We start from the raw sequence: 21,785 nt of genomic DNA on the forward strand, positions 1-21,785 counted from the left end.
CCGATGGTAGTGTGGGGTCTCCCCATGTGAGAGTAGGGAACTGCCAGGCATCAAACAAGAAGAACCCCGTACCGAAAGGTGCGGGGTTCTTTGCTGTGTGTGCGTCTATCTCCCCGGTGGCGCTGCGCTTACCGGGGCTACAGACCGCGTAGCCCGGAAAAGGTGCGCAGCACTGCCCCCGGGGAAAGCGACCATATCAATACTTCCCCGGCCTGCACTGCCTGCGTGAGATCCAACCTTTTAAATCCTCCTTGAAACTTTCTCACCTTCCACTTGCAGACTCGACATTTTGCTTATTCCTGGTTATTGTCAGCTATCTGGATGTCTAAACGTTTATACGTATGTAATGGGGTGATACAGCTATGCCAATTCGGGTGCAGGACGAGCTACCGGCCGTCAATTTCTTGCGCGATGAAAACGTCTTCGTGATGACGACATCGCGTGCCACCACTCAGGAAATCCGCCCGCTGAAGGTGTTAATTCTCAATCTAATGCCAAAGAAGATCGAGACGGAGAATCAGTTCCTGCGGCTGCTGTCGAACTCGCCGCTACAGGTCGATATCCAACTGCTACGCATCGATGCGCGTGAGTCGCGTAATACGCCGACGGAGCATCTGAATAACTTTTACTGTAATTTCGAAGATATTCGCGAGCAGAACTTCGATGGTCTTATTGTTACCGGCGCGCCGTTGGGGCTGGTTGAATTTAACGATGTCGCCTACTGGCCACAGATCAAACAGGTACTGGAGTGGGCTAAGGATCACGTCACGTCAACACTATTTGTCTGTTGGGCGGTACAGGCGGCGCTGAATATTCTTTATGGTATCCCCAAGCAAACTCGTACCGAAAAGATCTCTGGCGTTTATGAACACCATATTTTGCACCCGCATGCGCTGCTGACTCGCGGGTTTGATGACACCTTCCTTGCGCCTCATTCGCGCTATGCCGACTTCCCGGCCGGGCTGATTCGTGATTACACCGACCTCGACATTCTTGCTGAAACCGAAGATGGCGATGCCTATCTTTTCGCCAGCAAAGATAAACGTATCGCTTTTGTTACCGGTCACCCTGAATACGATCCGCATACCCTGGCAAGTGAATACTTCCGCGATCTGGAGGCTGGTTTAGCGCCACAGCTTCCGGACAACTACTTCCCGAATAACGATCCAAACAATAAACCGCGGGCGACCTGGCGCAGCCATGGCAATCTCCTGTTTGCTAACTGGCTTAACTATTACGTCTACCAAATCACACCATACGATCTGCGTCATATGAATCCAACGCTGGATTAATCTACCAGCGCGTACGATCCTAAAGCGTTTCAGCATCTCGCCTCAGGCACCTTAGGGTGCCTTTTTTATTTCCGAAAATCACTTCCCCTTCTATTCAAACTTTAATTTCTTTGTTATCAAAGTGTTGAATTGATTTTAAATTAAAAATGGAAATTGTTTTTGATTTTGAAAAATTCTTGAGTAGTCTTAATTGTGCTGAGCGAAAAGCAGACAACGATCTTTCGCTCGCGCTACCAGGATCAACCAAGAGGAGCTGCACAATGACGCACCAGGCGACAATGACCGATGAACTGGCCTTCAGCCAGCCTTATGGCGAGCAGGAGAAGCAAATTCTGACTGCGGAAGCGGTGGAGTTCCTGACGGAACTGGTGAGCCGTTTTATGCCTGAGCGTAATCAGCTGTTGGCGGCACGCGTCCTGCAACAGCAGGCCATTGATGGTGGTAATCTTCCTGATTTTATTTCGGAAACGGCTTCCATTCGTAATGGTGACTGGAAGATACGCGGTATTCCGGCCGATTTGCAGGACCGCCGCGTAGAAATCACCGGTCCGGTTGAACGCAAGATGGTAATTAACGCCCTGAATGCTAACGTTAAAGTCTTTATGGCTGATTTCGAAGACTCGCTGGCGCCGGATTGGCACAAAGTGATTGATGGCCAAATCAATCTGCGCGATGCGGTCAATGGCACCATCAGCTACACCAACGAAGCGGGGAAAATTTATCAGTTGCAGCCCGATCCCGCGGTACTGGTCTGCCGCGTTCGCGGCCTGCATCTGCCGGAGAAGCACGTTACCTGGCGTGGTGAGGCGATTCCCGGCAGTTTGTTCGATTTTGCGCTCTATTTCTTCCACAACTATCAGGCGCTGCTGGCGAAAGGGAGCGGCCCCTATTTCTATCTGCCGAAAACCCAGTCCTGGCAAGAGGCGGCATGGTGGAGCAAAGTCTTCAGTTTCACCGAGGATCGTTTTGAGCTGCCGCGGGGCACCATTAAGGCCACGTTGCTGATTGAGACGCTGCCGGCAGTATTCCAGATGGATGAAATCCTGCATGCGCTGCGCGACCATATTGTTGGCCTGAACTGCGGGCGCTGGGACTATATCTTCAGTTATATCAAGACGCTGAAAAATCACCCCGACCGTGTCCTGCCGGATCGCCAGGTGGTGACGATGGATAAACCTTTCCTGAGCGCCTATTCACGCCTGCTGATTAAGACTTGCCATAAGCGCGGCGCCTTCGCGATGGGCGGTATGGCGGCGTTTATCCCGAGCAAAGACGCCGAGCGCAATCGTCAGGTGCTGAATAAAGTCACCGCCGATAAAGAGCTGGAGGCTAACAATGGCCACGATGGCACCTGGATTGCGCATCCGGGACTGGCGGATACGGCGATGAACGTCTTTAACCGCGTACTGGGTGAACATCCTAACCAGCTGTTTGTTACCCGCAATGACGACGCGCCGATTACCGCCGAGCAGCTGCTGGCTCCCTGCGAGGGTGAGCGTACTGAAGCCGGCATGCGCGCCAATATCCGCGTAGCGGTGCAGTACATTGAGGCCTGGATCTCCGGCAACGGTTGCGTACCGATTTACGGCCTGATGGAAGATGCGGCGACGGCTGAGATTTCGCGTACCTCTATCTGGCAGTGGATCCATCACCAGAAAACCCTGAATGACGGCACACCGGTTACCAAGGCGCTGTTCCGCCAGTGGCTGGCTGAAGAGCTGATGGTGATTCAGGAAGAGTTGGGGGAACACCGCTTCAGCCACGGTCGCTTTGACGATGCGGCGCGGCTGATGGAGCAAATCACCACTTCCGACGAACTGATCGACTTCCTGACTCTGCCAGGTTACCGCCTGTTGGCGTAATTCACCCCATCACAATATGGAGCATCTGCACATGAAAACCCGTACCCAACAAATCGAAGAATTAAACAAAGAGTGGACGAACCCGCGCTGGGAAGGCATTACCCGCCCATATAGCGCGGAAGAGGTGGTGAAGTTACGCGGCTCGGTGAACCCGGAGTGCACGCTGGCGCAGCTTGGCGCGGCGAAAATGTGGCGTCTGCTGCATGGTGAAGCGAAAAAGGGTTATATCAATAGCCTTGGCGCGTTAACCGGCGGCCAGGCGCTGCAGCAGGCGAAGGCGGGCATTGAAGCCATCTACTTGTCTGGCTGGCAGGTCGCCGCCGACGCCAACCTGGCCTCCAGTATGTACCCGGATCAATCGTTGTACCCGGCTAACTCGGTGCCGTCGGTAGTTGATCGGATCAACAACACCTTCCGTCGTGCCGATCAGATCCAGTGGGCGGCGGGGATTGAGCCGAACGATCCGCGTTTTATCGACTATTTCCTGCCGATCGTCGCCGATGCGGAGGCCGGTTTTGGCGGCGTGCTGAACGCCTTTGAGCTGATGAAATCGATGATTGCGGCCGGTGCAGCGGCCGTGCATTTCGAAGATCAGCTGGCGTCGGTGAAGAAGTGCGGACATATGGGCGGCAAGGTGCTGGTGCCGACGCAAGAAGCGATTCAGAAGCTGGTCGCCGCACGCCTGGCGGCGGATGTGATGGGCGTGCCGACGCTGCTTATCGCCCGTACCGACGCCGATGCCGCTGACCTGATTACCTCGGATTGCGATCCTTACGATCGCGAGTTTATCTCCGGCGATCGCACCAGCGAAGGTTTTTATCGCACCCATGCCGGAATCGAACAGGCAATCAGCCGCGGCCTGGCCTACGCGCCTTACGCTGACCTGGTATGGTGTGAAACCTCCAAACCGGACATTGAACAGGCACGCCGTTTCGCCGAGGCGATCCACGCCCGCTTCCCGGGCAAGCTGCTGGCCTATAACTGCTCGCCATCGTTTAACTGGAAGAAAAATCTCGACGATAAAACCATCGCCAGCTTCCAGCAGCAGCTGTCGGATATGGGCTATAAATTCCAGTTCATTACCCTGGCGGGTATTCACAGCATGTGGTTCAACATGTTCGACCTGGCTCACGCCTACGCGCAGGGCGAAGGCATGCGTCACTATGTCGAAAAGGTTCAGCAGCCGGAGTTTGCCGCCGGGCCGGAAGGCTACACCTTCGTCTCGCATCAGCAGGAAGTGGGCACCGGGTACTTCGACAAAGTGACCACCATTATCCAGGGGGGGACCTCGTCGGTAACGGCGCTGACCGGCTCGACCGAAGAATCACAGTTTTAAGCAATGCCCGGTGGCGCTGCGCTTACCGGGCCTACAAAGGTGTAGGCCGGATAAGCTAACGCGCCATCCGGCATGATGTTGTGCCGGATGGGGGAAAGCGATGACGCGTGGCCTGGAACTACTGATTGCCCAAACCATTTTACAGGGATTCGACGCCCAGTACGGGCGTTTTCTGGAAGTCACTTCCGGCGCACAGCAGCGCTTCGAACAAGCGGACTGGCACGCCGTGCAGCAGGCGATGAAGCAGCGTATCCACCTCTACGATCACCACGTGGGTCTGGTGGTAGAACAGCTGCGCTGCATTACCGAAGGGAAAAGTACCGACGTCGATTTTCTTCTGCGGGTGAAACAGCAGTACACCCAACTGTTGCCGGATTACCCTCGCTTTGAAATTGCGGAGAGCTTTTTCAACTCGGTCTACTGCCGACTGTTTGACCACCGCTCGCTGACCCCCGAGCGGCTCTTTATTTTTAGCTCCCAGCCGGAACGTCGTTTTCGCACGATTTCGCGACCGCTGGCGAAGGACTTTTATCCCGAACGCGGCTGGGAATACCTGATGCATAACCTGCTTGCCGATTTGCCGCTGCGCCTGCCGTGGCAAAACAAAGGGCGTGATATCGGTTATATCGTCAGTCATTTACGCGAAGCTCTCGGTGGCGAGTTGCTGTCGCAGTCGCATCTGCAGGTGGCGAATGAGCTTTTTTATCGTAATAAAGCCGCCTGGCTGGTGGGTAAACTGATGACGCCGATGGCGACGCTGCCGTTCCTGCTGCCGATACATCGTAGCGATGACGGGCAGCTGTTTGTTGATGCCTGTCTGACGACTCACGCCGAGGCGAGTATCGTCTTTGGTTTCGCCCGCTCCTATTTCATGGTCTACGCGCCGCTGCCCGCGGCGCTGGTTGAATGGCTGCGCGAGATTCTGCCGGGAAAAACTACCGCCGAGCTGTATATGGCGATTGGCTGTCAGAAGCATGCTAAAACGGAAAGTTATCGCGAGTACCTGCACTATGTTACCCGCAGTGATGAGCAATTTATCGAAGCGCCTGGCATCCGTGGGATGGTGATGTTGGTCTTTACCCTGCCGGGATTCGACCGGGTATTTAAGGTGATTAAAGACCGCTTTGCGCCGCAAAAAGAGATGACCGCCGCCCACGTTCGTGCCTGCTATCAGCTGGTCAAAGAACACGACCGCGTCGGGCGAATGGCGGATACTCAGGAATTTGAAAACTTTGTGCTCGATAAGCGACAAATTGCGCCCGAACTGATGGCGCTGTTGCAGGCGGAAGCGGGGAATAAGTTGACCGACCTCGGCGATCGCATTGCCATCAGTCATCTTTATATTGAACGACGGATGGTGCCGCTCAATATCTGGCTGGAGCAGGTGGAAGGCCAGGCGCTGCGCGACGCGGTAGAAGAGTACGGTAATGCCATTCGCCAACTGGCGGCCGCCAATATCTTCCCCGGCGACATGCTGTTCAAAAACTTCGGCGTCACGCGCCACGGACGGGTGGTATTCTACGATTACGATGAAATTTGCTATATGACCGAGGTGAATTTCCGCGATATTCCGCCGCCGCGCTATCCGGAAGATGAGCTGGCCAGTGAACCCTGGTATAGCGTGTCCCCAGGCGATGTCTTCCCGGAAGAGTTTCGCCACTGGCTGTGCGCCGATCCACGGATCGGACCATTACTGGAGGAAATGCACGCGGATTTGCTGCGTGCCGATTACTGGCGCGAATTACAGACGCGAATTAAAAACGGGCACGTGGAAGATGTTTACGCTTATCGGCGTAAGCAGCGTTTTAGCGTGCGCTATGGCGCCGACAGTAGGCCGGATAAGGCGTTTACGCCGCCATCCGGCAAGGTGCGCCGATCTGCCTGATGGCGCTACGCTTATCAGGCCTAATAAAAATGCCCCTTTGGGGCATTTTTATTATTTAACCCCGCCGTATGCCAACGTGACTTCCTTGGCGGCCTTAATGACAAGCGCGCCAAGCTCGGTCACCCGATCATCGGTCATGCGTGAAATCGGCCCGGAGATGGAGATTGCGGCGAACGGCTCGCGGTGTTCGTCGTAAATGCAGGAAGCGATACAGCGCAGCCCCAGCGCATGTTCTTCATCGTCAAATGAATAGCCGCGTTTACGCGTCTGGGCCAAATCCTCTTTCAAATGTACCGGAGAAACCAGGGTGGCGTGGGTGTAAGCATGCAGCCCTTTCCGATGTAGCAGCGTGGTGACCTCTTCTTCGCTCAACTGCGACAGAAACGCTTTTCCGGCGCCTGACGCGTGCATCGGCAATTTGCCGCCAATCGGCGCCGACATGCGCATCAGCTGCGTACATTGCACCTGGTCGATGATAATCGCCTGATGATCGCTTTTATCCAGTACCGCCAGGTTGACCGTTTCGCCGGAATCTTCCATCAGCTGGCGCAGAATAGGATGGACGATGGCCAGCAGATTGCGGCTTTGCAGGAAGCTGCTGCCGACGACAAACGCATGCGCGCCAATCGCCCAGTGCCCCAGCTCGCCGACCTGGCGCACAAAACCGAGCTGCTGCATGGTGGTAAGCAGACGATGGGTGGTGGAGTTAGGTAGCCCCGCCTGCTGCGCCAGTTCGGTGAGCGCGACGCTGCTATGCGATTCAGAAATCCATTCAAGCAGTTTCAGACCGCGGGTAAGCGACTGCACTTGCCCGCCAGCCTGAGCTGCAGGGGCGGCAGCGGCGGGTTTTCTGCCGCGTTTGGCGGGAACCGGGGTAGCCATGATGAACTCCTTTTTTCTGTATCGTGGAAATGATTTTCGTTTTATTTGGCGATAATGCAATCACAACCAGACTGATCGGAGGAGTGAAGTTGAACTTGTCTCATGTTGCTGCAGGTTTCCTTTTCCGGCAGGTTGGTTTATGCCAGTATGGTTTGTTGGCTTTTTGGTCTGAGTTGAGCGCTGTCGGGAGTCTGTGTGAGTAACAAAGTAGAACAATTACATCAGCAGTTAAGAGAACGCATTCTGGTTCTGGACGGGGGCATGGGCACCATGATCCAGGGCTATCGTCTGAGTGAGCAGGATTTCCGCGGCGAACGCTTTGCCGATTGGCCGTGCGACCTGAAAGGCAATAACGACCTGCTGGTGCTCAGCAAGCCTGAGGTCATCCGCGAGATCCACGACGCCTATTTCGCCGCCGGCGCGGACATTATCGAGACCAACACCTTCAACTCGACAACCATCGCGATGGCGGATTACCAGATGGAATCCCTGTCGGCAGAAATCAACTTTGCCGCCGCGAAGTTGGCTCGCGCCAGCGCCGATGCATGGACCGCGCGTACGCCGGAAAAACCGCGCTATGTGGCGGGGGTGCTCGGGCCGACCAACCGCACCGCTTCTATTTCTCCGGACGTCAACGATCCGGCATTTCGGAATATTACGTTCGATCAGCTGGTGGCCGCCTATCGTGAATCCACCAAAGCGCTGGTGGAAGGCGGCTCGGATCTCATTCTGATTGAAACGGTCTTTGACACCCTGAACGCCAAAGCGGCGATTTTCGCGGTCAAAGAAGAATTTGAGGCGCTTGGCGTCGAGCTGCCGATTATGATTTCCGGCACTATCACCGATGCCTCCGGACGTACACTGTCCGGGCAGACGACCGAAGCGTTCTATAATTCGCTGCGCCACGCCGATGCCCTGACCTTCGGCCTGAACTGCGCGCTGGGGCCAGATGAGCTGCGCCAGTACGTGCAGGAGCTTTCGCGGATCGCCGAATGCTACGTTACCGCGCACCCGAACGCCGGCCTGCCGAACGCCTTCGGCGAATATGATTTGGATGCCGACACCATGGCGGCGCAAATTCGCGAATGGGCGCAGGCAGGTTTCCTTAATATTGTCGGCGGCTGCTGCGGCACCACCCCGGAACATATCGCCGCCATGAGCCGGGCGGTAGAGGGCTTGCCGCCGCGCCAGCTGCCTGAACTCCCGGTTGCCTGCCGTCTGTCTGGCCTGGAGCCGCTGAACATCGGCGACGATAGCCTGTTCGTCAACGTGGGTGAGCGGACCAACGTCACCGGCTCCGCTAAATTTAAGCGCTTAATCAAAGAAGAGAAATACAGCGAAGCGCTGGACGTGGCGCGTCAGCAGGTGGAAAGCGGCGCGCAGATTATCGATATCAATATGGATGAGGGGATGCTCGATGCCGAAGCGGCGATGGTGCGTTTCCTCAACCTGATAGCGGGTGAACCGGATATTGCCCGTGTGCCGATTATGATCGACTCCTCCAAGTGGGAAGTCATCGAAAAAGGGCTCAAGTGCATTCAGGGCAAGGGCATCGTTAACTCGATCTCGATGAAAGAGGGCGTCGAACTCTTTATTCATCACGCTAAGCTGGTTCGCCGCTACGGCGCGGCAATGGTGGTCATGGCCTTTGATGAAGTAGGCCAGGCCGATACCCGCGAGCGCAAAATCGAAATTTGCCGTCGCGCCTACAAAATCCTCACCGAAGAGGTCGGCTTCCCGCCGGAAGATATTATCTTCGACCCCAACATTTTTGCCGTCGCCACCGGTATTGAAGAGCACAACAACTACGCTCAGGACTTTATCGGCGCCTGCGAAGACATTAAACGCGAGCTGCCGCATGCGCTGATTTCCGGCGGCGTCTCCAACGTGTCGTTCTCGTTCCGCGGTAACGATCCGGTACGTGAAGCGATCCACGCCGTATTCCTCTACTACGCTATCCGCAACGGTATGGATATGGGCATCGTCAATGCTGGCCAACTGGCGATATACGACGATCTGCCTGGCGAGCTGCGCGACGCGGTTGAAGATGTGATTCTTAACCGCCGCGATGACAGCACCGAAAGATTGCTTGAGCTGGCGGAAAAATATCGCGGCAGCAAAGCGGACGATAGCGCGAACGCTCAGCAGGCGGAATGGCGCAGCTGGGACGTGAAAAAGCGTCTTGAATACTCGCTGGTCAAAGGCATTACCGAATTTATCGAGCAGGATACTGAAGAGGCGCGCCAGCAGGCCGAACGGCCGATTGAGGTGATTGAAGGGCCGCTGATGGATGGCATGAACGTGGTCGGCGACCTGTTCGGTGAAGGCAAAATGTTCCTGCCGCAGGTGGTAAAATCCGCGCGGGTGATGAAACAGGCGGTGGCCTACCTCGAACCTTACATCGAAGCCAGCAAAGAACAGGGCTCCAGCAACGGTAAGATGGTGATCGCCACCGTGAAAGGCGATGTGCACGATATTGGTAAAAACATCGTCGGTGTAGTGCTGCAGTGCAACAACTACGAAATTATCGATCTCGGCGTGATGGTGCCGGCAGAGAAAATCCTGCGTACCGCGCGCGAAGAAAACGCCGATCTGATTGGCCTCTCCGGGCTTATCACGCCGTCGCTGGACGAAATGGTCAACGTGGCGAAAGAGATGGAGCGTCAGGGCTTCACCATCCCGCTGCTGATTGGCGGGGCGACGACCTCGAAAGCCCATACCGCGGTGAAAATCGAACAGAACTACAGTGGCCCGACGGTCTACGTGCAGAACGCCTCGCGTACCGTAGGGGTGGTCTCAGCCCTGCTGTCGGCAACCCAGCGCGATGATTTTGTCGCCCGTACGCGTAAAGAGTATGAAACGGTGCGTATTCAGCACGGGCGTAAAAAGCCGCGCACGCCGCCTGTGACTCTGCAGGCGGCGCGGGAAAACGATCTGGCGTTTGACTGGGAGAGCTACACTCCGCCGGTAGCCCATCGTCTGGGCGTGCAGGAGGTGGAAGCCAGCATCGAAACGCTGCGTAACTACATCGACTGGACGCCGTTCTTTATGACCTGGTCGCTGGCGGGTAAATATCCGCGTATCCTGGAAGATGAAGTGGTGGGTGAAGAGGCGCAACGCCTGTTTAAAGACGCCAACGATTTGCTGGATAAACTCAGCGCCGAAAAAACGCTCAACCCGCGCGGCGTGGTCGGGTTGTTCCCGGCCAACCGCGTTGGCGACGACGTGGAAATCTATCGTGATGAAACCCGCACCCACGTGCTGACGGTCAGCCATCACCTGCGCCAGCAAACCGAAAAAGTCGGCTTCGCGAACTACTGCCTCGCCGATTTTGTCGCACCGAAGCTGAGCGGTAAAGCGGACTATATCGGGGCTTTCGCGGTGACCGGCGGGCTGGAAGAAGACGCGCTGGCGGAAGCCTATGAAGCGCAGCACGACGACTATAACAAGATCATGGTCAAAGCCATCGCCGACCGCCTGGCGGAAGCCTTCGCCGAGTATCTGCATGAGAAGGTGCGTAAGGTTTACTGGGGCTATGCGGCCAATGAGAACCTCAGCAATGAAGAGCTGATCCGCGAAAACTACCAGGGGATCCGCCCGGCGCCCGGTTACCCGGCCTGCCCGGAACACACCGAGAAAGCGACCATCTGGGAACTGTTGGATGTGGAAGCGCGTACCGGCATGAAGCTCACCGAGTCCTTCGCCATGTGGCCTGGCGCATCGGTTTCCGGCTGGTACTTTAGCCATCCGGACAGTAAGTACTTCGCTGTGGCGCAGATCCAGCGCGACCAGGTGGAAGATTACGCCCTGCGTAAAGGGATGACGGCGGCGGAAGTTGAGCGTTGGCTCGCCCCTAACCTCGGTTATGATGCCGACTAACGAAATATGTTTCGTTACAACAAACAGGGCGCTCTTTGAGCGCCTTGAGGTTGATGACAAGCCTCATGCAACCGTTGGACTTACCGATTGCGCCAGATAAAAAACATGGAAAATCAATTTATTGATTTTCGGCTGATAACCACAAAGAAGGAAAAACCACGTTTTTTCCTTCTTTGCCAGCAGTCAGACAGGGCGCTCTTTGAGCGCCTTGTCTCTTTATTGAAGTTAACCCCTTATACTGAAGGGAGGTTTAAACCTCAGGAACACTTATAACGATAAGGAGAAGCTGATTCTGTGTTAACGCTGCTACACCTACTTTCCGCCGTAGCCCTACTGGTGTGGGGGACCCATATTGTGCGTACTGGCGTGATGCGCGTCTTTGGCGCACGCCTGCGTACCGTGCTCAGCAGTAGCGTGGAGAAAAAACCGCTCGCCTTTTGTGCGGGGATTGGCGTCACCGCGCTGGTGCAGAGCAGTAACGCCACCACCATGCTGGTGACGTCGTTTGTGGCCCAGGATCTGGTCGCGCTGGCGCCAGCGCTGGTCATGGTGCTGGGTGCGGATGTGGGGACGGCGCTGATGGCGAGGGTACTGACCTTCGACCTCTCCTGGCTATCGCCGCTGCTGATATTTATCGGCGTTATTTTCTTCCTCGGCCGTAAACAAACCCGCGCGGGTCAGCTTGGGCGGGTCGGTATCGGTCTTGGGCTTATCCTACTGGCGCTGGAGCTCATCGTCCAGGCGGTGCATCCGATTACCCAGGCCAACGGCGTTCAGGTGATTTTCGCCTCGCTGACCGGCGATATCATGCTGGATGCGCTGATTGGCGCCGTGTTCGCCATTATCAGTTACTCCAGCCTGGCGGCCGTGCTGCTGACCGCAACGTTAACCGGCACCGGTGTGATCTCTTTCCCGGTGGCGCTATGTCTGGTCATCGGCGCTAACCTTGGCTCAGGCCTGCTGGCGATGCTTAACAACAGCGGCGCCAACGCGGCGGCGCGGCGGGTGGCGCTTGGCAGCCTGCTGTTCAAGCTGGTGGGGAGCTTGATAATTTTGCCATTTGTGCACGTACTGGCAGATGTCATGCACAAATTGCCGCTGGAAGAGTCGGAGCTGGTCATCTACTTCCACGTCTTCTACAACCTGATTCGCTGCGTGGCGATGGTGCCATTCGCCGGGCCGATGGCGAACCTGTGTAAACGCCTGATCCTCGATGAGCCGGAGCTGGATAACCATCTCAAGCCGAAGCATCTGGATCCCTCGGCGCTGGATACGCCGGCGCTGGCGTTGGCCAATGCCGCCCGTGAGACCCTGCGTATCGGCGACGCCATGGAGCAGATGCTGGAAAGCCTGCGCAAGGTGATGCACGGCGAGCCGCGCGAAGAGAAAGAGCTGCGACGGATGGCGGACGATATCAACGTTCTGTATACGGCGATTAAGCTTTATCTGGCGCGGATGCCGAAGGACGAGCTGGCGGAAGAGGAATCTCGCCGCTGGGCGGAAATTATCGAGATGTCGCTCAACCTGGAGCAGGCGTCTGACATCGTCGAGCGAATGGGCAGCGAAATCGCCGATAAATCTCTGGCGGCGCGGCGCGCATTTTCCGTCGAGGGGCTAAAAGAGTTGGATGCGTTATACGAGCTACTGCTCAGTAACCTGCAGCTGGCAATGTCGGTCTTCTTTTCCGGCGACGTGCCGAGCGCCCGTCGGTTGCGCCGCAGTAAGCACCGTTTTCGTATTCTTAACCGCCGTTACTCGCACGCGCACGTTGACCGCCTGCATCAGCAAAACGTGCAGAGTATCGAAACCAGTACGTTGCATCTGGCGCTGTTGGGCGATATGAAGCGTCTGAACTCGCTGTTCTGCGCTGTTGCTTATAGCGTGATGGAGCAGCCGGATGAAGACGACGAGCGGGATGATTATTAGCTGAATGTACGCTGGGTAACCCGGATAAGGCGCAACGCGCCGCTATCCGGGTAATGTTCGCCAACCAGCCTAGAAACGGTGGCCCGTAGCCAGGGTTACCGCTTCTTCTCCCGCTTTGAACAACAGCGTCGGGTTCGGGCCGCCGAGCGTGGCGTGTCCGTCGCTGACCTGAATCCAGTTCCCCTCCGGCAGGCCAATCACCGTTAATTCCGGCGCCACGACCAGCAATTCGCGAATACGTTGCTCACGGGTCTCACCCTGATGCCCGGTCGGCAGAGCGTTGGTGAAGTGTGGATTAATCTGCAGCGGGAACAGCCCTAACGCGTCAAACCCCTGAGGATCGACAATTGGCATATCGTTGGTGGTGCGAATGGTCGGGCAGGCGAGGTTAGAACCCGCGCTCCAGCCGATATACAACGCCCCGCGTTTGACGACATCGACAATCGGCGCCAGCAGCCCGCGGCTGCGACACTCTTTCAGAAGCTGGAAGGTGTTTCCGCCGCCGACGATGACCATCTCGGTACTTTCAATGGCGGCGATAGGGTCGGCGACGCTGTGGATACCGGTCACGCTGACGCCCATCGGCGCCATGACTGCGGCGGCTTTGGCGGTGTAATCATCCCAGCTTTGCGTCACCCCGGCGAAGGGAATAAATACCGCCGAACGGCGGCCTTTGACCTGGCCGGCAATCAGCGGCAGCGCATGTTCCATCCAGGCTTTGCCCGGCAGCGTAGAGTTACTCAGTAACAGCAGTTCCATCTTTTCATCCTGTGTAAGCATGTCATTTGACGCAGATTCTATCATTGGCCCGGCCTTGAGGCGCTGATATGGCTCACGGTGCAGGCAAGCTGAATGTTATTATCGGGGCCGAAAGCGCAGATGCTAACCACCCCGGAGACGACCTATGAACAATGAAATACCGCTGAAATATTATGACATCGTGGATGAGTACTCGACGGAGTGCGCGGAAGCGGTAAAAGAGTCCGAGCGCGATTGTCTGGCGCATTACTTCCAACTGCTGATTACGCGCTTAATGAATAATGAGGAGATCAGCGAGGAAGCGCAGCAGGAGATGGCCCGTGAAGCAGGCATTGCCGAACAGCGTATCGACGATATCGCCAATTTCCTCAATCAATGGGGTAATGAATAACGTCATCCCTGTTTTTTATCGCCAGTAAGGTGAGGTATATTTCGCTGTCAAAGGAGAAACTATGCTGACCGACTCATCTACTCGATTAAATAAATACATCAGCGAAAGCGGGATTTGCTCGCGTCGCGAAGCGGACCGCTTTATTGAACAAGGCAACGTCTTTATCAACGGTAAGCGCGCCGCCATTGGCGATCAGGTGAAGCCGGGCGATGTGGTGAAAGTCAACGGTCAGCTGATTGAGCCGCGAGAAGCCGATGATTTGGTGCTGATTGCGCTGAATAAGCCAGTGGGTATCGTCAGCACTACCGAAGATGGCGAGCGCGATAATATTGTCGACTTCGTGAACCACAGTAAACGTGTGTTCCCGATTGGCCGTCTCGATAAAGACTCCCAGGGGTTAATTTTCCTGACCAACCACGGCGATCTGGTGAACAAAATCCTGCGCGCCGGCAACGACCACGAAAAAGAGTATCTGGTCACCGTCGATAAGCCGGTTACCGATGAGTTTATTCGTGGCATGGGCGCGGGGGTGCCGATTCTTGGTACCGTGACCAAGAAATGTAAGGTCAAGAAAGAAGCGCCGTTCGTGTTCCGCATTACGCTGGTTCAGGGGTTAAACCGTCAGATCCGCCGCATGTGCGAGCATTTCGGCTATGAAGTCACGAAGTTGGAGCGGACGCGTATTATGAACGTTAGCCTGACGGGTATTCCGCTGGGTGAGTGGCGCGATTTAACCGATGATGAGCTGATCGACCTGTTCAAGCTGATTGAAAACTCCTCTTCCGAAGCGAAGCCAAAAGCTAAACCGAAGGCCAAAGCGGCGACCGCCGGGATCAAGCGCCCGGTGGTGAAGATGGAAAAAACCAACGATAAAGGCCGCCCGGCCTCGAACGGTAAACGTTTCGCTCAGCCGGGACGTAAAAAGAAAGGCCGCTAACGCCTGCCGCGGGTCGGCGTATTCGCCGACCACGAAAATGTCGCTTCTTTGTCTACTTTGTAAGCCTGCTGTTTTTTCGCCTGGCGGGCTTTCTTCGCTTCCGCTTCGCGCTGCGCCATCAGCTTATCGATATATTCCTTTTTTACGCTGTTCGTTTCCGCATTGCTCAGCGGGCGGCCGTGCGCGATACGCGCGCGGTCCAGCAGCGTTTTCAATTCGCGCTGTTCGCGCTCGGTCATCTCTTTTTGTGTAATGCGGGGGAGTGCCATGGTGGTGCCCTCAATCAGACCAGAGAACCCAGTGTACGGCAATAGGTGAATTACCGATAGCTTACCCTTGCGAGAATGCAAAGGAAGGGAAGACACGTCCGGGCATATGGCCCGGACGTATACCGATTAGCGCTGGTTGCCTTTTTTGGTCGTCGGCTTACCGGACCAGTAACCCGCCAGCAGCGAGCCGGAAAGGTTATGCCATACCGAGAACAGCGCGCCGGGCAGGGCGGCCAGCGGGCCGAAGTAAATTTTCCCGAGAGCCGCGGCGAGGCCGGAGTTCTGCATACCCACTTCGATAGCCAGGGTGCGGCAGGTGGATTCATCAAAACCGAACAGGCGCCCGCCCCAGTAGCCGCCGAGCAGGCCAATAGCGTTATGCAAGATAACCGCCACGATAACCACCAGCCCTACCGAAGCGATATGCGATGCGGAGCCGGCGACCACGGCGCTGATAATCGCCAGAATGCACAGCATGGAGAAGGCGGGAAGGAACGGCTCCACCGCCTTTACCACTTTTGGCAACAGGTGATGAACAATCAGACCGAGGCCGATTGGGATCACCACGATTTGCAGGATGCTTAGCAGCATGCCCATCACATCGACCTGAATGTGCGCATCAACGTACAGGCGCGTCAGAAGCGGCGTGGCGACCACGCCAACTAGCGTAGAAACGGAAGAGATAGTTACCGACAGCGCGACATCACCTTTCGCCAGATAGATCATGACGTTGGAAGCGGTTCCGCTGGCGACGCTGCCGACCAGCACCATCCCGGCGGAGAGCTCTGGCGGCATGTGGAACAGCAGCGCCAGTATCCAGGCGGCGAGCGGCATCACCAGGTAATGCAGAAAAATTCCCGCTGCGACCGGCGCCGGTCGTGACAGCACGCGCTTAAAATCGTCCAGCTTCAAATGGACGCCCATGCCGAACATAATCAGCATCAGCAGCGTGGTGACCCACGGGCCGATAGGGGTAAAAGTGGTTGGCGTGTAATAAGCCAATACGGAGAGCAGCAGCGCCCATAACGGGAACAGCCGCGTAAGCGTGGCGAGCATAGTGTATTCCTTGCGACAGTGTTTGTTGTGTTGGTGTTGTTATAAAAAAGCCGGGTTCGAGCCCGGCTATAGGTATTTTTTATCGCGCAAAAGAATATTATTCAAACAAATTATGCTCATGATGATTAGCCCAGGCTTTCCCAACTGAGGCCAAAGCGGGCGAGGTACTTGCGTAATCGGTCGGCATCATTCGGATTGGCCTTTTTCAGCCGGGAGACCGCAAACAACTCACGACCGGCTTCAGATAGCGAAGCGCTGCGGCGGCAAACCTCCAGCACCGTTTCCAACTGACGGCGATCGAACAGATCGATCTCGTCGATGACGGCGGGAAGAGGATCGTTGATCTGCCAGCTTTCGCTCAGTCGCGAAATTTCCTCATCGACCACATCCAGCGTAATTCGGCCCTGTTCGGCGAGGGTCGCCATGCGGGTCACCGAGGCGCCAAGCTCGCGAAAATTTCCGCGCCACTGGGCCCGCGGCGAACTGGCGAAAGCCAAATAGCGCACGCGCGCGTCTTTATCAAAACGTATTTGCTGCTGTCTGGCGCTGGAGAAACGTTGCAATTCGTACTCAATATTGGGCGCAATATCTTCTCTACGCTGCGCCAGACCGGGTAGCGCAAAGCTCCACATGTTGATACGCGCGTATAAATCCTCACGAAAGCGGCCATCGGCGACCCACTGGCGCATGTCGCGGTGGGTACCAGCAATCAGTTGAAAATCACTGTGCACTTCTTTGTCGGAGCCAAACGGGAAAAAGCTTTTTTCTTCAATCGCTTTTAGCAACATCGCCTGTTCATCGAGGCCCAGTTCGGCAATTTCATCGAGAAACAACACGCCGCCATCGGCCTCGCGTAGCAGGCCGCTACGCGCCGCTTGCGCGCCAGTAAAAGCGCCTTTGACGTGGCCGAATAGCGTCGACATGGCGTTATCGCCACGCAGCGTGGCGCAGTTAATGGCGACAAACTTACCCGCCACCAGGTGGCGTGACTGGCGTAGCTGGAAAATGCGTTTCGCGAGAAAGGATTTGCCCGCGCCGGTAGGCCCGGTGAGTAGAATCGGATCGGTTGAACGCAGAGAAACCCGCTCAATGCGATCGATAAGCTTATTGAAGGTGGCGTTGCGGGTTTCAATCCCGTCCTTAAGAAATGAAACGGACTGCTGTTGTTCACGCTGAAAACGGCTGGTTAGAGTGGCATAGCGGCTTAAATCCAGATCGATAACCGAGGCGGTACCGGCCGCGATTTGCTCGTCGGTGGCGCCTTTTGGCGCCGGCCCGGTCTGCAGCAAACTGGCGGGCAGATAGCGCGCCTCGGTCAACAGGAACCAGCAGATCTGCGCCACGTGCGTTCCGGTGGTGATATGCACCAGATACTCTTCATTGTCGGTATCGAACGGATAGCGGGTCGCAAAATCAAGAAAGGCGGCATACACCTCTTCGAAATCCCAGGGATTGGCGATGGCTACAGCATGCGGATGTACTTCGGTTTGTGGCGAGACCAACGCCACATCTTCGGCGAGCTGCTGCGCCATGCCGATGTCACGAGGCTGATGCAGTAGTTCCAGCCGATCAATGGGCATTTCAGCTTGTTGGCACAACCCAACGGTTGGCCGCCATTTGCGAAAACGGTTGGCGCGCTTGCCACGTTTATCGAGCACCGTCCCCAGTACGCCAATAACCACCCGACGTTTTCTCATGATTTATCCCACAAGATAAAATTAGATACTTAAGGATAAAAATATATCTTGCCGTAGGCAATCTGAATAGATGCTTAATAAATAAAAGTCATTAATTTTCATTTGGTTAAAAAATTATTTTGTTGTTTTACGTTTTTGGCACGCTTCTGGCAATAACTCTATTGTCAACGCGCTGAAATGCAGGGGGTTAAACCCCGCCGGCGCTGTAGAAACGGCGCAGTCCGTTTTTCTGCCGCGTTCCGTCAGCAACTGACACCCATTGTTATGAGCAAAAAATCAAAATAATAAATCGGGGAACTGCGAGTTTGGCGGTCCCCAAAACAGGTTGCCGATAATAACGCCGGGCGCCAGGCAAAAGGGAGTTCCCCTGCCGCTTCGCCTTTGCATCCGCGCCTGCTCCATTTTTAAGGAACGAATAATGGCTAAGAAAATAACGATACGAAAAGGTCAATTAGGTCTGCTGGCGAAAGCGGGCGACTACTATCAGGTACTGGAAGCCGGCGAGCATCGCTTACCGTGGTTTTCCACGCCGGAAGTGCTGATTGTCACCACCGACGGCAGCGAAGTACCGCAGGCGTTGGCCGACTATATGCGCCGCTTCCAGCCTGAATGGATCGGCCGTTACTGTCTGGCGGCTGATATGGCGGAAGAGGAAGCCGGCGCGCTGTATATCGATGGCGTACTGCAGGAGATCATCCCGCCAGCGACGCGCCGCCTGTACTGGCAATATGATAATGCGCTGAAGCTGGTACGCATGGATACCCGCGCGGTGCTGGTACCCGCCGAGGTGATGAACGCGGTACTGCAACCTCGGCGCAGCGGCGCGGTAAAAGGGCGTGAGTCGATACTGACGGTACAGGTTCCTGCCTGGCATGTTGGGGTGTTGAAAATTGACGGCGAGCTGCAGAACGCTCTACCACCCGGTTTGACTGCCTACTGGAAGATTAACCATCTGGTGGAAGCCGAAGTGGTGGATACTCGTCTGCAGGTGCTGGAGGTCAGCGGTCAGGAGATCCTGACCAAAGACAAAGTTAATTTACGTCTGAATCTGGCGGCGAACTGGCGTTATCAAGACGTGCTGACGGCATTTTGCCAGTTAACTAAACCGCTGGATCATCTGTATCGTGAACTGCAGTTCGCGCTGCGCGAAGCGGTCGGTACACGTACGCTGGATGAGCTTTTAGAAAATAAACAGATGATTGATGAAGTGGTGAGCGCGCAGGTGAAAGAGCGTATGGCGCCATTCGGCATCGAGATTGCCTCGTTGGGAGTAAAAGATATCGTCCTGCCAGGCGACATGAAGGCCATTTTGTCGCAGTTGGTGGAAGCGGAGAAATCGGCCCAGGCCAACGTTATCCGCCGCCGGGAAGAGACGGCGGCAACCCGTTCTTTATTGAACACCGCCAAAGTAATGGAAAACAATCCGGTCGCCCTGCGCTTAAAAGAGCTTGAAACGCTCGAACGCGTCGCGGAGCGAATCGATAAAATTTCCGTATTTGGCGGGCTGGACCAGGTATTACATGGACTTATCAACATTAATGGAGTGAACCATGGCGCATAACGATTATCACCTGCTGACGGCGGAAAATAGCGCGCCGATCAAAATGTGGACCCGCGGCGTGCCGGTAGAGCCGGAAGCGCGCGTCCAGTTGCTGAATACGGCAAAAATGCCGTTTGTCTTTAAACATCTGGCGGTGATGCCGGACGTGCATCTCGGGAAAGGCTCGACCATTGGCAGCGTGATCCCGACAAAAGGGGCAATCATTCCGGCGGCCGTCGGCGTGGATATTGGCTGCGGTATGATTGCGGTGCGTACTTCGCTTATTGCCAGCGATCTGCCGGATAACCTGGGTGGGTTGCGCAGCGCGATTGAGCAGGCGGTACCGCACGGGAGAACTAACACGCGCTCCCGCCGTGATAAAGGCGCCTGGGAGACGCCGCCGCAGGAAGTCGATCAGCAGTGGTCGTTACTGGCACCGCGCTTTAAGCGCCTGACGGACAAATATCCGCAGTTGTTGAAAACCAATAATCATCAGCATCTCGGGACATTGGGTACCGGCAATCACTTTATTGAAGTGTGCCTGGATGAACAGCAGCGGGTATGGGTGATGCTGCATAGCGGTTCGCGCGGCGTCGGCAATGCTATCGGCAACCTGTTTATTACCCTGGCGCAGAACGATATGCAGCAGCATATTGCTAACCTGCCGGACAGAAATCTGGCCTACTTTCAGGAAGGTAGCCCTCACTACGAGGATTACATCGAGGCGGTGGAATGGGCGCAGGATTTCGCCAGGCATAATCGCGAGGTAATGATGGCGCGGGTACTGGCGGCGCTATCGGCCATTGTGACGAAACCGTTTATGACCCAGCAGGAGGCCGTCAATTGCCACCATAACTATGTGCAGAAAGAGCGGCACTTTGGCGAAGAGGTTCTGGTCACGCGTAAAGGCGCGGTATCGGCACAGAAGGGGCAGATGGGCATCATTCCCGGCTCAATGGGGGCAAAGAGCTTCATTGTGCGCGGATTGGGTAATGAAGAGAGTTTCTGCTCATGTAGCCACGGCGCAGGACGCGTGATGAGCCGAACGGCGGCGAAAAAGCAGTTCACCGTCGCAGACCAGATCCGCACCACCGCCCATGTCGAATGCCGAAAAGATAGTGAGGTGATCGACGAAATTCCGCTGGCTTATAAAGACATTGAGGCGGTGATGGCCGCGCAATCGTCGCTGGTGGAGGTGGTACATACCCTGCGTCAGGTCGTCTGTGTCAAAGGATAAAAAATAATGAGTGAAAATAGCGTCGATGCCGCGATGCGCCAGCGCGTGCGGCGGCAGTTAGCCGACATAGAACAACGCTACCAGGTCAGAGTGCTGTATGCCTGCGAATCGGGTAGCCGTGGCTGGGGTTTTGCCTCGCCGGATAGCGATTATGATGTTCGCTTTTTATATGTTCATCAACCCGAATGGTATTTACGCGTGGAAGCGCAGCGCGATGTTATCGAACTGCCGATTGATAATGAGCTGGATGTCTGCGGCTGGGAGTGGCGCAAAGCGCTGGGGCTATTGAAAGCGGCGAACCCTACGCTTATAGAGTGGCTGGATTCACCGGTGATGTATCAGCAGGATGCGTCGACAGTGGCGGCGTTAAAAGCGCTAGTGCCGCAGTGGTTTTCACCGCTGCGCGCTCGTTGGCACTACTATTCAATGGCGCGGAAGAACTTTCGCGGTTACCTGCAAGGTGAGCAGGTACGGTTGAAAAAATACTTCTATGTACTGCGCCCGCTGTTGGCAGTGCGCTGGGTTGAAGCCGGTAAAGGCGTGCCGCCGATGCGTTTTAGCGAGCTACTGGCGGGCAGTGAACTGGAACCCGCCCTGCGTAATGAAATTGATGAGCTGCTGGTTCGCAAACAACGTGCCGGCGAAGCTGAGTACGGCATGCGACGCCCGCTTTTGCATGCCTTTATTCAACATGAGCTGGCGTGCGGCGAGATAGCGCCGGAGCTGCCGGATAGCCGAACGGGGCGCGTTGAGCAACTCGATCGCTTGCTGATGAACACGGTACTGGCGCCATAAAAAAGGCCCGGCTTCTGACGAAACCGGGCCTTTTGATAACGG

At 55.8% G+C, this 21,785-nt stretch carries 16 protein-coding genes; 11 read left to right on the forward strand and 5 right to left on the reverse strand.

The features are described 5' to 3' along the window. The first annotated feature begins 362 nt into the window (after positions 1–362). The 4 genes from metA (at position 363) to aceK (ending at position 6,375) form a co-directional block, all read left to right on the forward strand. Positions 363–1,292: a homoserine O-succinyltransferase gene (metA, locus tag ABLV17_RS17655; RefSeq protein WP_015368802.1), complete on the forward strand. Its 930-nt coding sequence runs from the start codon at positions 363–365 to the stop codon at positions 1,290–1,292. Between the two features lie 260 nt (positions 1,293–1,552). Further along, positions 1,553–3,154 (forward strand): malate synthase A, encoded by a 1,602-nt coding sequence (gene aceB, locus ABLV17_RS17660; protein WP_087859663.1) that lies wholly within the window; start codon positions 1,553–1,555, stop codon positions 3,152–3,154. 31 nt (positions 3,155–3,185) lie between these two features. Then, a complete protein-coding gene (gene aceA / locus ABLV17_RS17665) occupies positions 3,186–4,490 on the forward strand; it encodes an isocitrate lyase (RefSeq protein WP_015368800.1) in 1,305 nt (434 codons plus the stop codon). Between the two features lie 100 nt (positions 4,491–4,590). Continuing rightward, on the forward strand, positions 4,591–6,375 hold the full coding sequence (gene aceK, locus ABLV17_RS17670; RefSeq protein ID WP_308958239.1) for a bifunctional isocitrate dehydrogenase kinase/phosphatase: 1,785 nt from the start codon (positions 4,591–4,593) through the stop codon (positions 6,373–6,375). Between the two features lie 51 nt (positions 6,376–6,426). Here aceK and iclR read toward each other — a convergent pair whose 3' ends face one another. Further along, positions 6,427–7,257 (reverse strand): glyoxylate bypass operon transcriptional repressor IclR, encoded by an 831-nt coding sequence (gene iclR, locus ABLV17_RS17675; RefSeq protein WP_020079887.1) that lies wholly within the window; start codon positions 7,255–7,257, stop codon positions 6,427–6,429. A 195-nt stretch (positions 7,258–7,452) separates the two neighbouring features. Between iclR and metH the strand changes: the two genes are divergently transcribed. Both metH and ABLV17_RS17685 read left to right on the forward strand, forming a co-directional pair. Continuing rightward, complete coding sequence (gene metH, locus ABLV17_RS17680) at positions 7,453–11,136, forward strand: methionine synthase (protein ID WP_348854522.1); 3,684 nt, start codon at positions 7,453–7,455, stop codon at positions 11,134–11,136. A 294-nt stretch (positions 11,137–11,430) separates the two neighbouring features. Continuing rightward, positions 11,431–13,062 (forward strand): Na/Pi cotransporter family protein, encoded by a 1,632-nt coding sequence (locus tag ABLV17_RS17685; RefSeq protein ID WP_308958241.1) that lies wholly within the window; start codon positions 11,431–11,433, stop codon positions 13,060–13,062. 69 nt (positions 13,063–13,131) lie between these two features. On the opposite strand, the gene pepE is transcribed toward ABLV17_RS17685, so the two are convergent. Next, complete coding sequence (pepE, locus tag ABLV17_RS17690) at positions 13,132–13,821, reverse strand: dipeptidase PepE (protein WP_308958242.1); 690 nt, start codon at positions 13,819–13,821, stop codon at positions 13,132–13,134. 145 nt (positions 13,822–13,966) lie between these two features. On the opposite strand from pepE, the gene ABLV17_RS17695 reads away from it, so the two are divergent. Together ABLV17_RS17695 and rluF are read left to right on the forward strand one after the other, a co-directional pair. After that, positions 13,967–14,212, forward strand: coding sequence for a YmjA family protein (locus tag ABLV17_RS17695; protein ID WP_020079884.1), 246 nt, complete (start codon positions 13,967–13,969; stop codon positions 14,210–14,212). Positions 14,213–14,273: 61 nt separating this feature from the next. Beyond that, positions 14,274–15,149, forward strand: a complete 876-nt coding sequence (gene rluF, locus ABLV17_RS17700) for a 23S rRNA pseudouridine(2604) synthase RluF (protein ID WP_213317898.1) — start codon at positions 14,274–14,276, stop codon at positions 15,147–15,149. Here rluF and ABLV17_RS17705 read toward each other — a convergent pair. The 3 genes from ABLV17_RS17705 to rtcR all read right to left on the reverse strand — a co-directional run bounded on the left by ABLV17_RS17705 (position 15,146) and on the right by rtcR (position 18,171). Beyond that, the gene (locus ABLV17_RS17705; protein ID WP_045379134.1) at positions 15,146–15,418 is read right to left on the reverse strand and encodes a DUF3811 domain-containing protein; all 273 of its coding nucleotides are present in this window, start codon (positions 15,416–15,418) and stop codon (positions 15,146–15,148) included. The two genes, rluF and ABLV17_RS17705, sit on opposite strands and share 4 nt — an antisense overlap. Positions 15,419–15,544: 126 nt before the next feature. After that, positions 15,545–16,474 carry a ketopantoate/pantoate/pantothenate transporter PanS gene (gene panS / locus ABLV17_RS17710; protein ID WP_048229785.1) on the reverse strand — a complete coding sequence of 310 codons (930 nt, stop codon included), beginning with the start codon at positions 16,472–16,474 and terminating at the stop codon, positions 15,545–15,547. A 125-nt stretch (positions 16,475–16,599) separates the two neighbouring features. Next, positions 16,600–18,171: an RNA repair transcriptional activator RtcR gene (gene rtcR, locus ABLV17_RS17715; protein ID WP_213317899.1), complete on the reverse strand. Its 1,572-nt coding sequence runs from the start codon at positions 18,169–18,171 to the stop codon at positions 16,600–16,602. Positions 18,172–18,589: 418 nt separating this feature from the next. Here rtcR and ABLV17_RS17720 point away from each other — a divergent pair, with 418 nt between their 5' ends. From ABLV17_RS17720 to ABLV17_RS17730, 3 genes are read left to right on the forward strand one after another with little or no spacing between them, the layout of a single operon-like run. Continuing rightward, positions 18,590–19,732: a slipin family protein gene (locus ABLV17_RS17720; protein ID WP_213317900.1), complete on the forward strand. Its 1,143-nt coding sequence runs from the start codon at positions 18,590–18,592 to the stop codon at positions 19,730–19,732. Beyond that, entirely contained in the window at positions 19,722–20,948 is a 1,227-nt protein-coding gene (locus ABLV17_RS17725) for an RtcB family protein (protein ID WP_213317901.1), read from the forward strand. Before ABLV17_RS17720 ends, ABLV17_RS17725 begins: the two co-directional genes overlap by 11 nt. A gap of 6 nt (positions 20,949–20,954) precedes the next feature. Then, on the forward strand, positions 20,955–21,743 hold the full coding sequence (locus ABLV17_RS17730) for a nucleotidyltransferase domain-containing protein (protein ID WP_308958244.1): 789 nt from the start codon (positions 20,955–20,957) through the stop codon (positions 21,741–21,743). Positions 21,744–21,785: the final 42 nt, after the last annotated feature.

Source organism: Klebsiella sp. CN_Kp091 (assembly GCF_040065095.1).
GTDB classification, from domain to species: domain Bacteria; phylum Pseudomonadota; class Gammaproteobacteria; order Enterobacterales; family Enterobacteriaceae; genus Klebsiella; species Klebsiella aerogenes.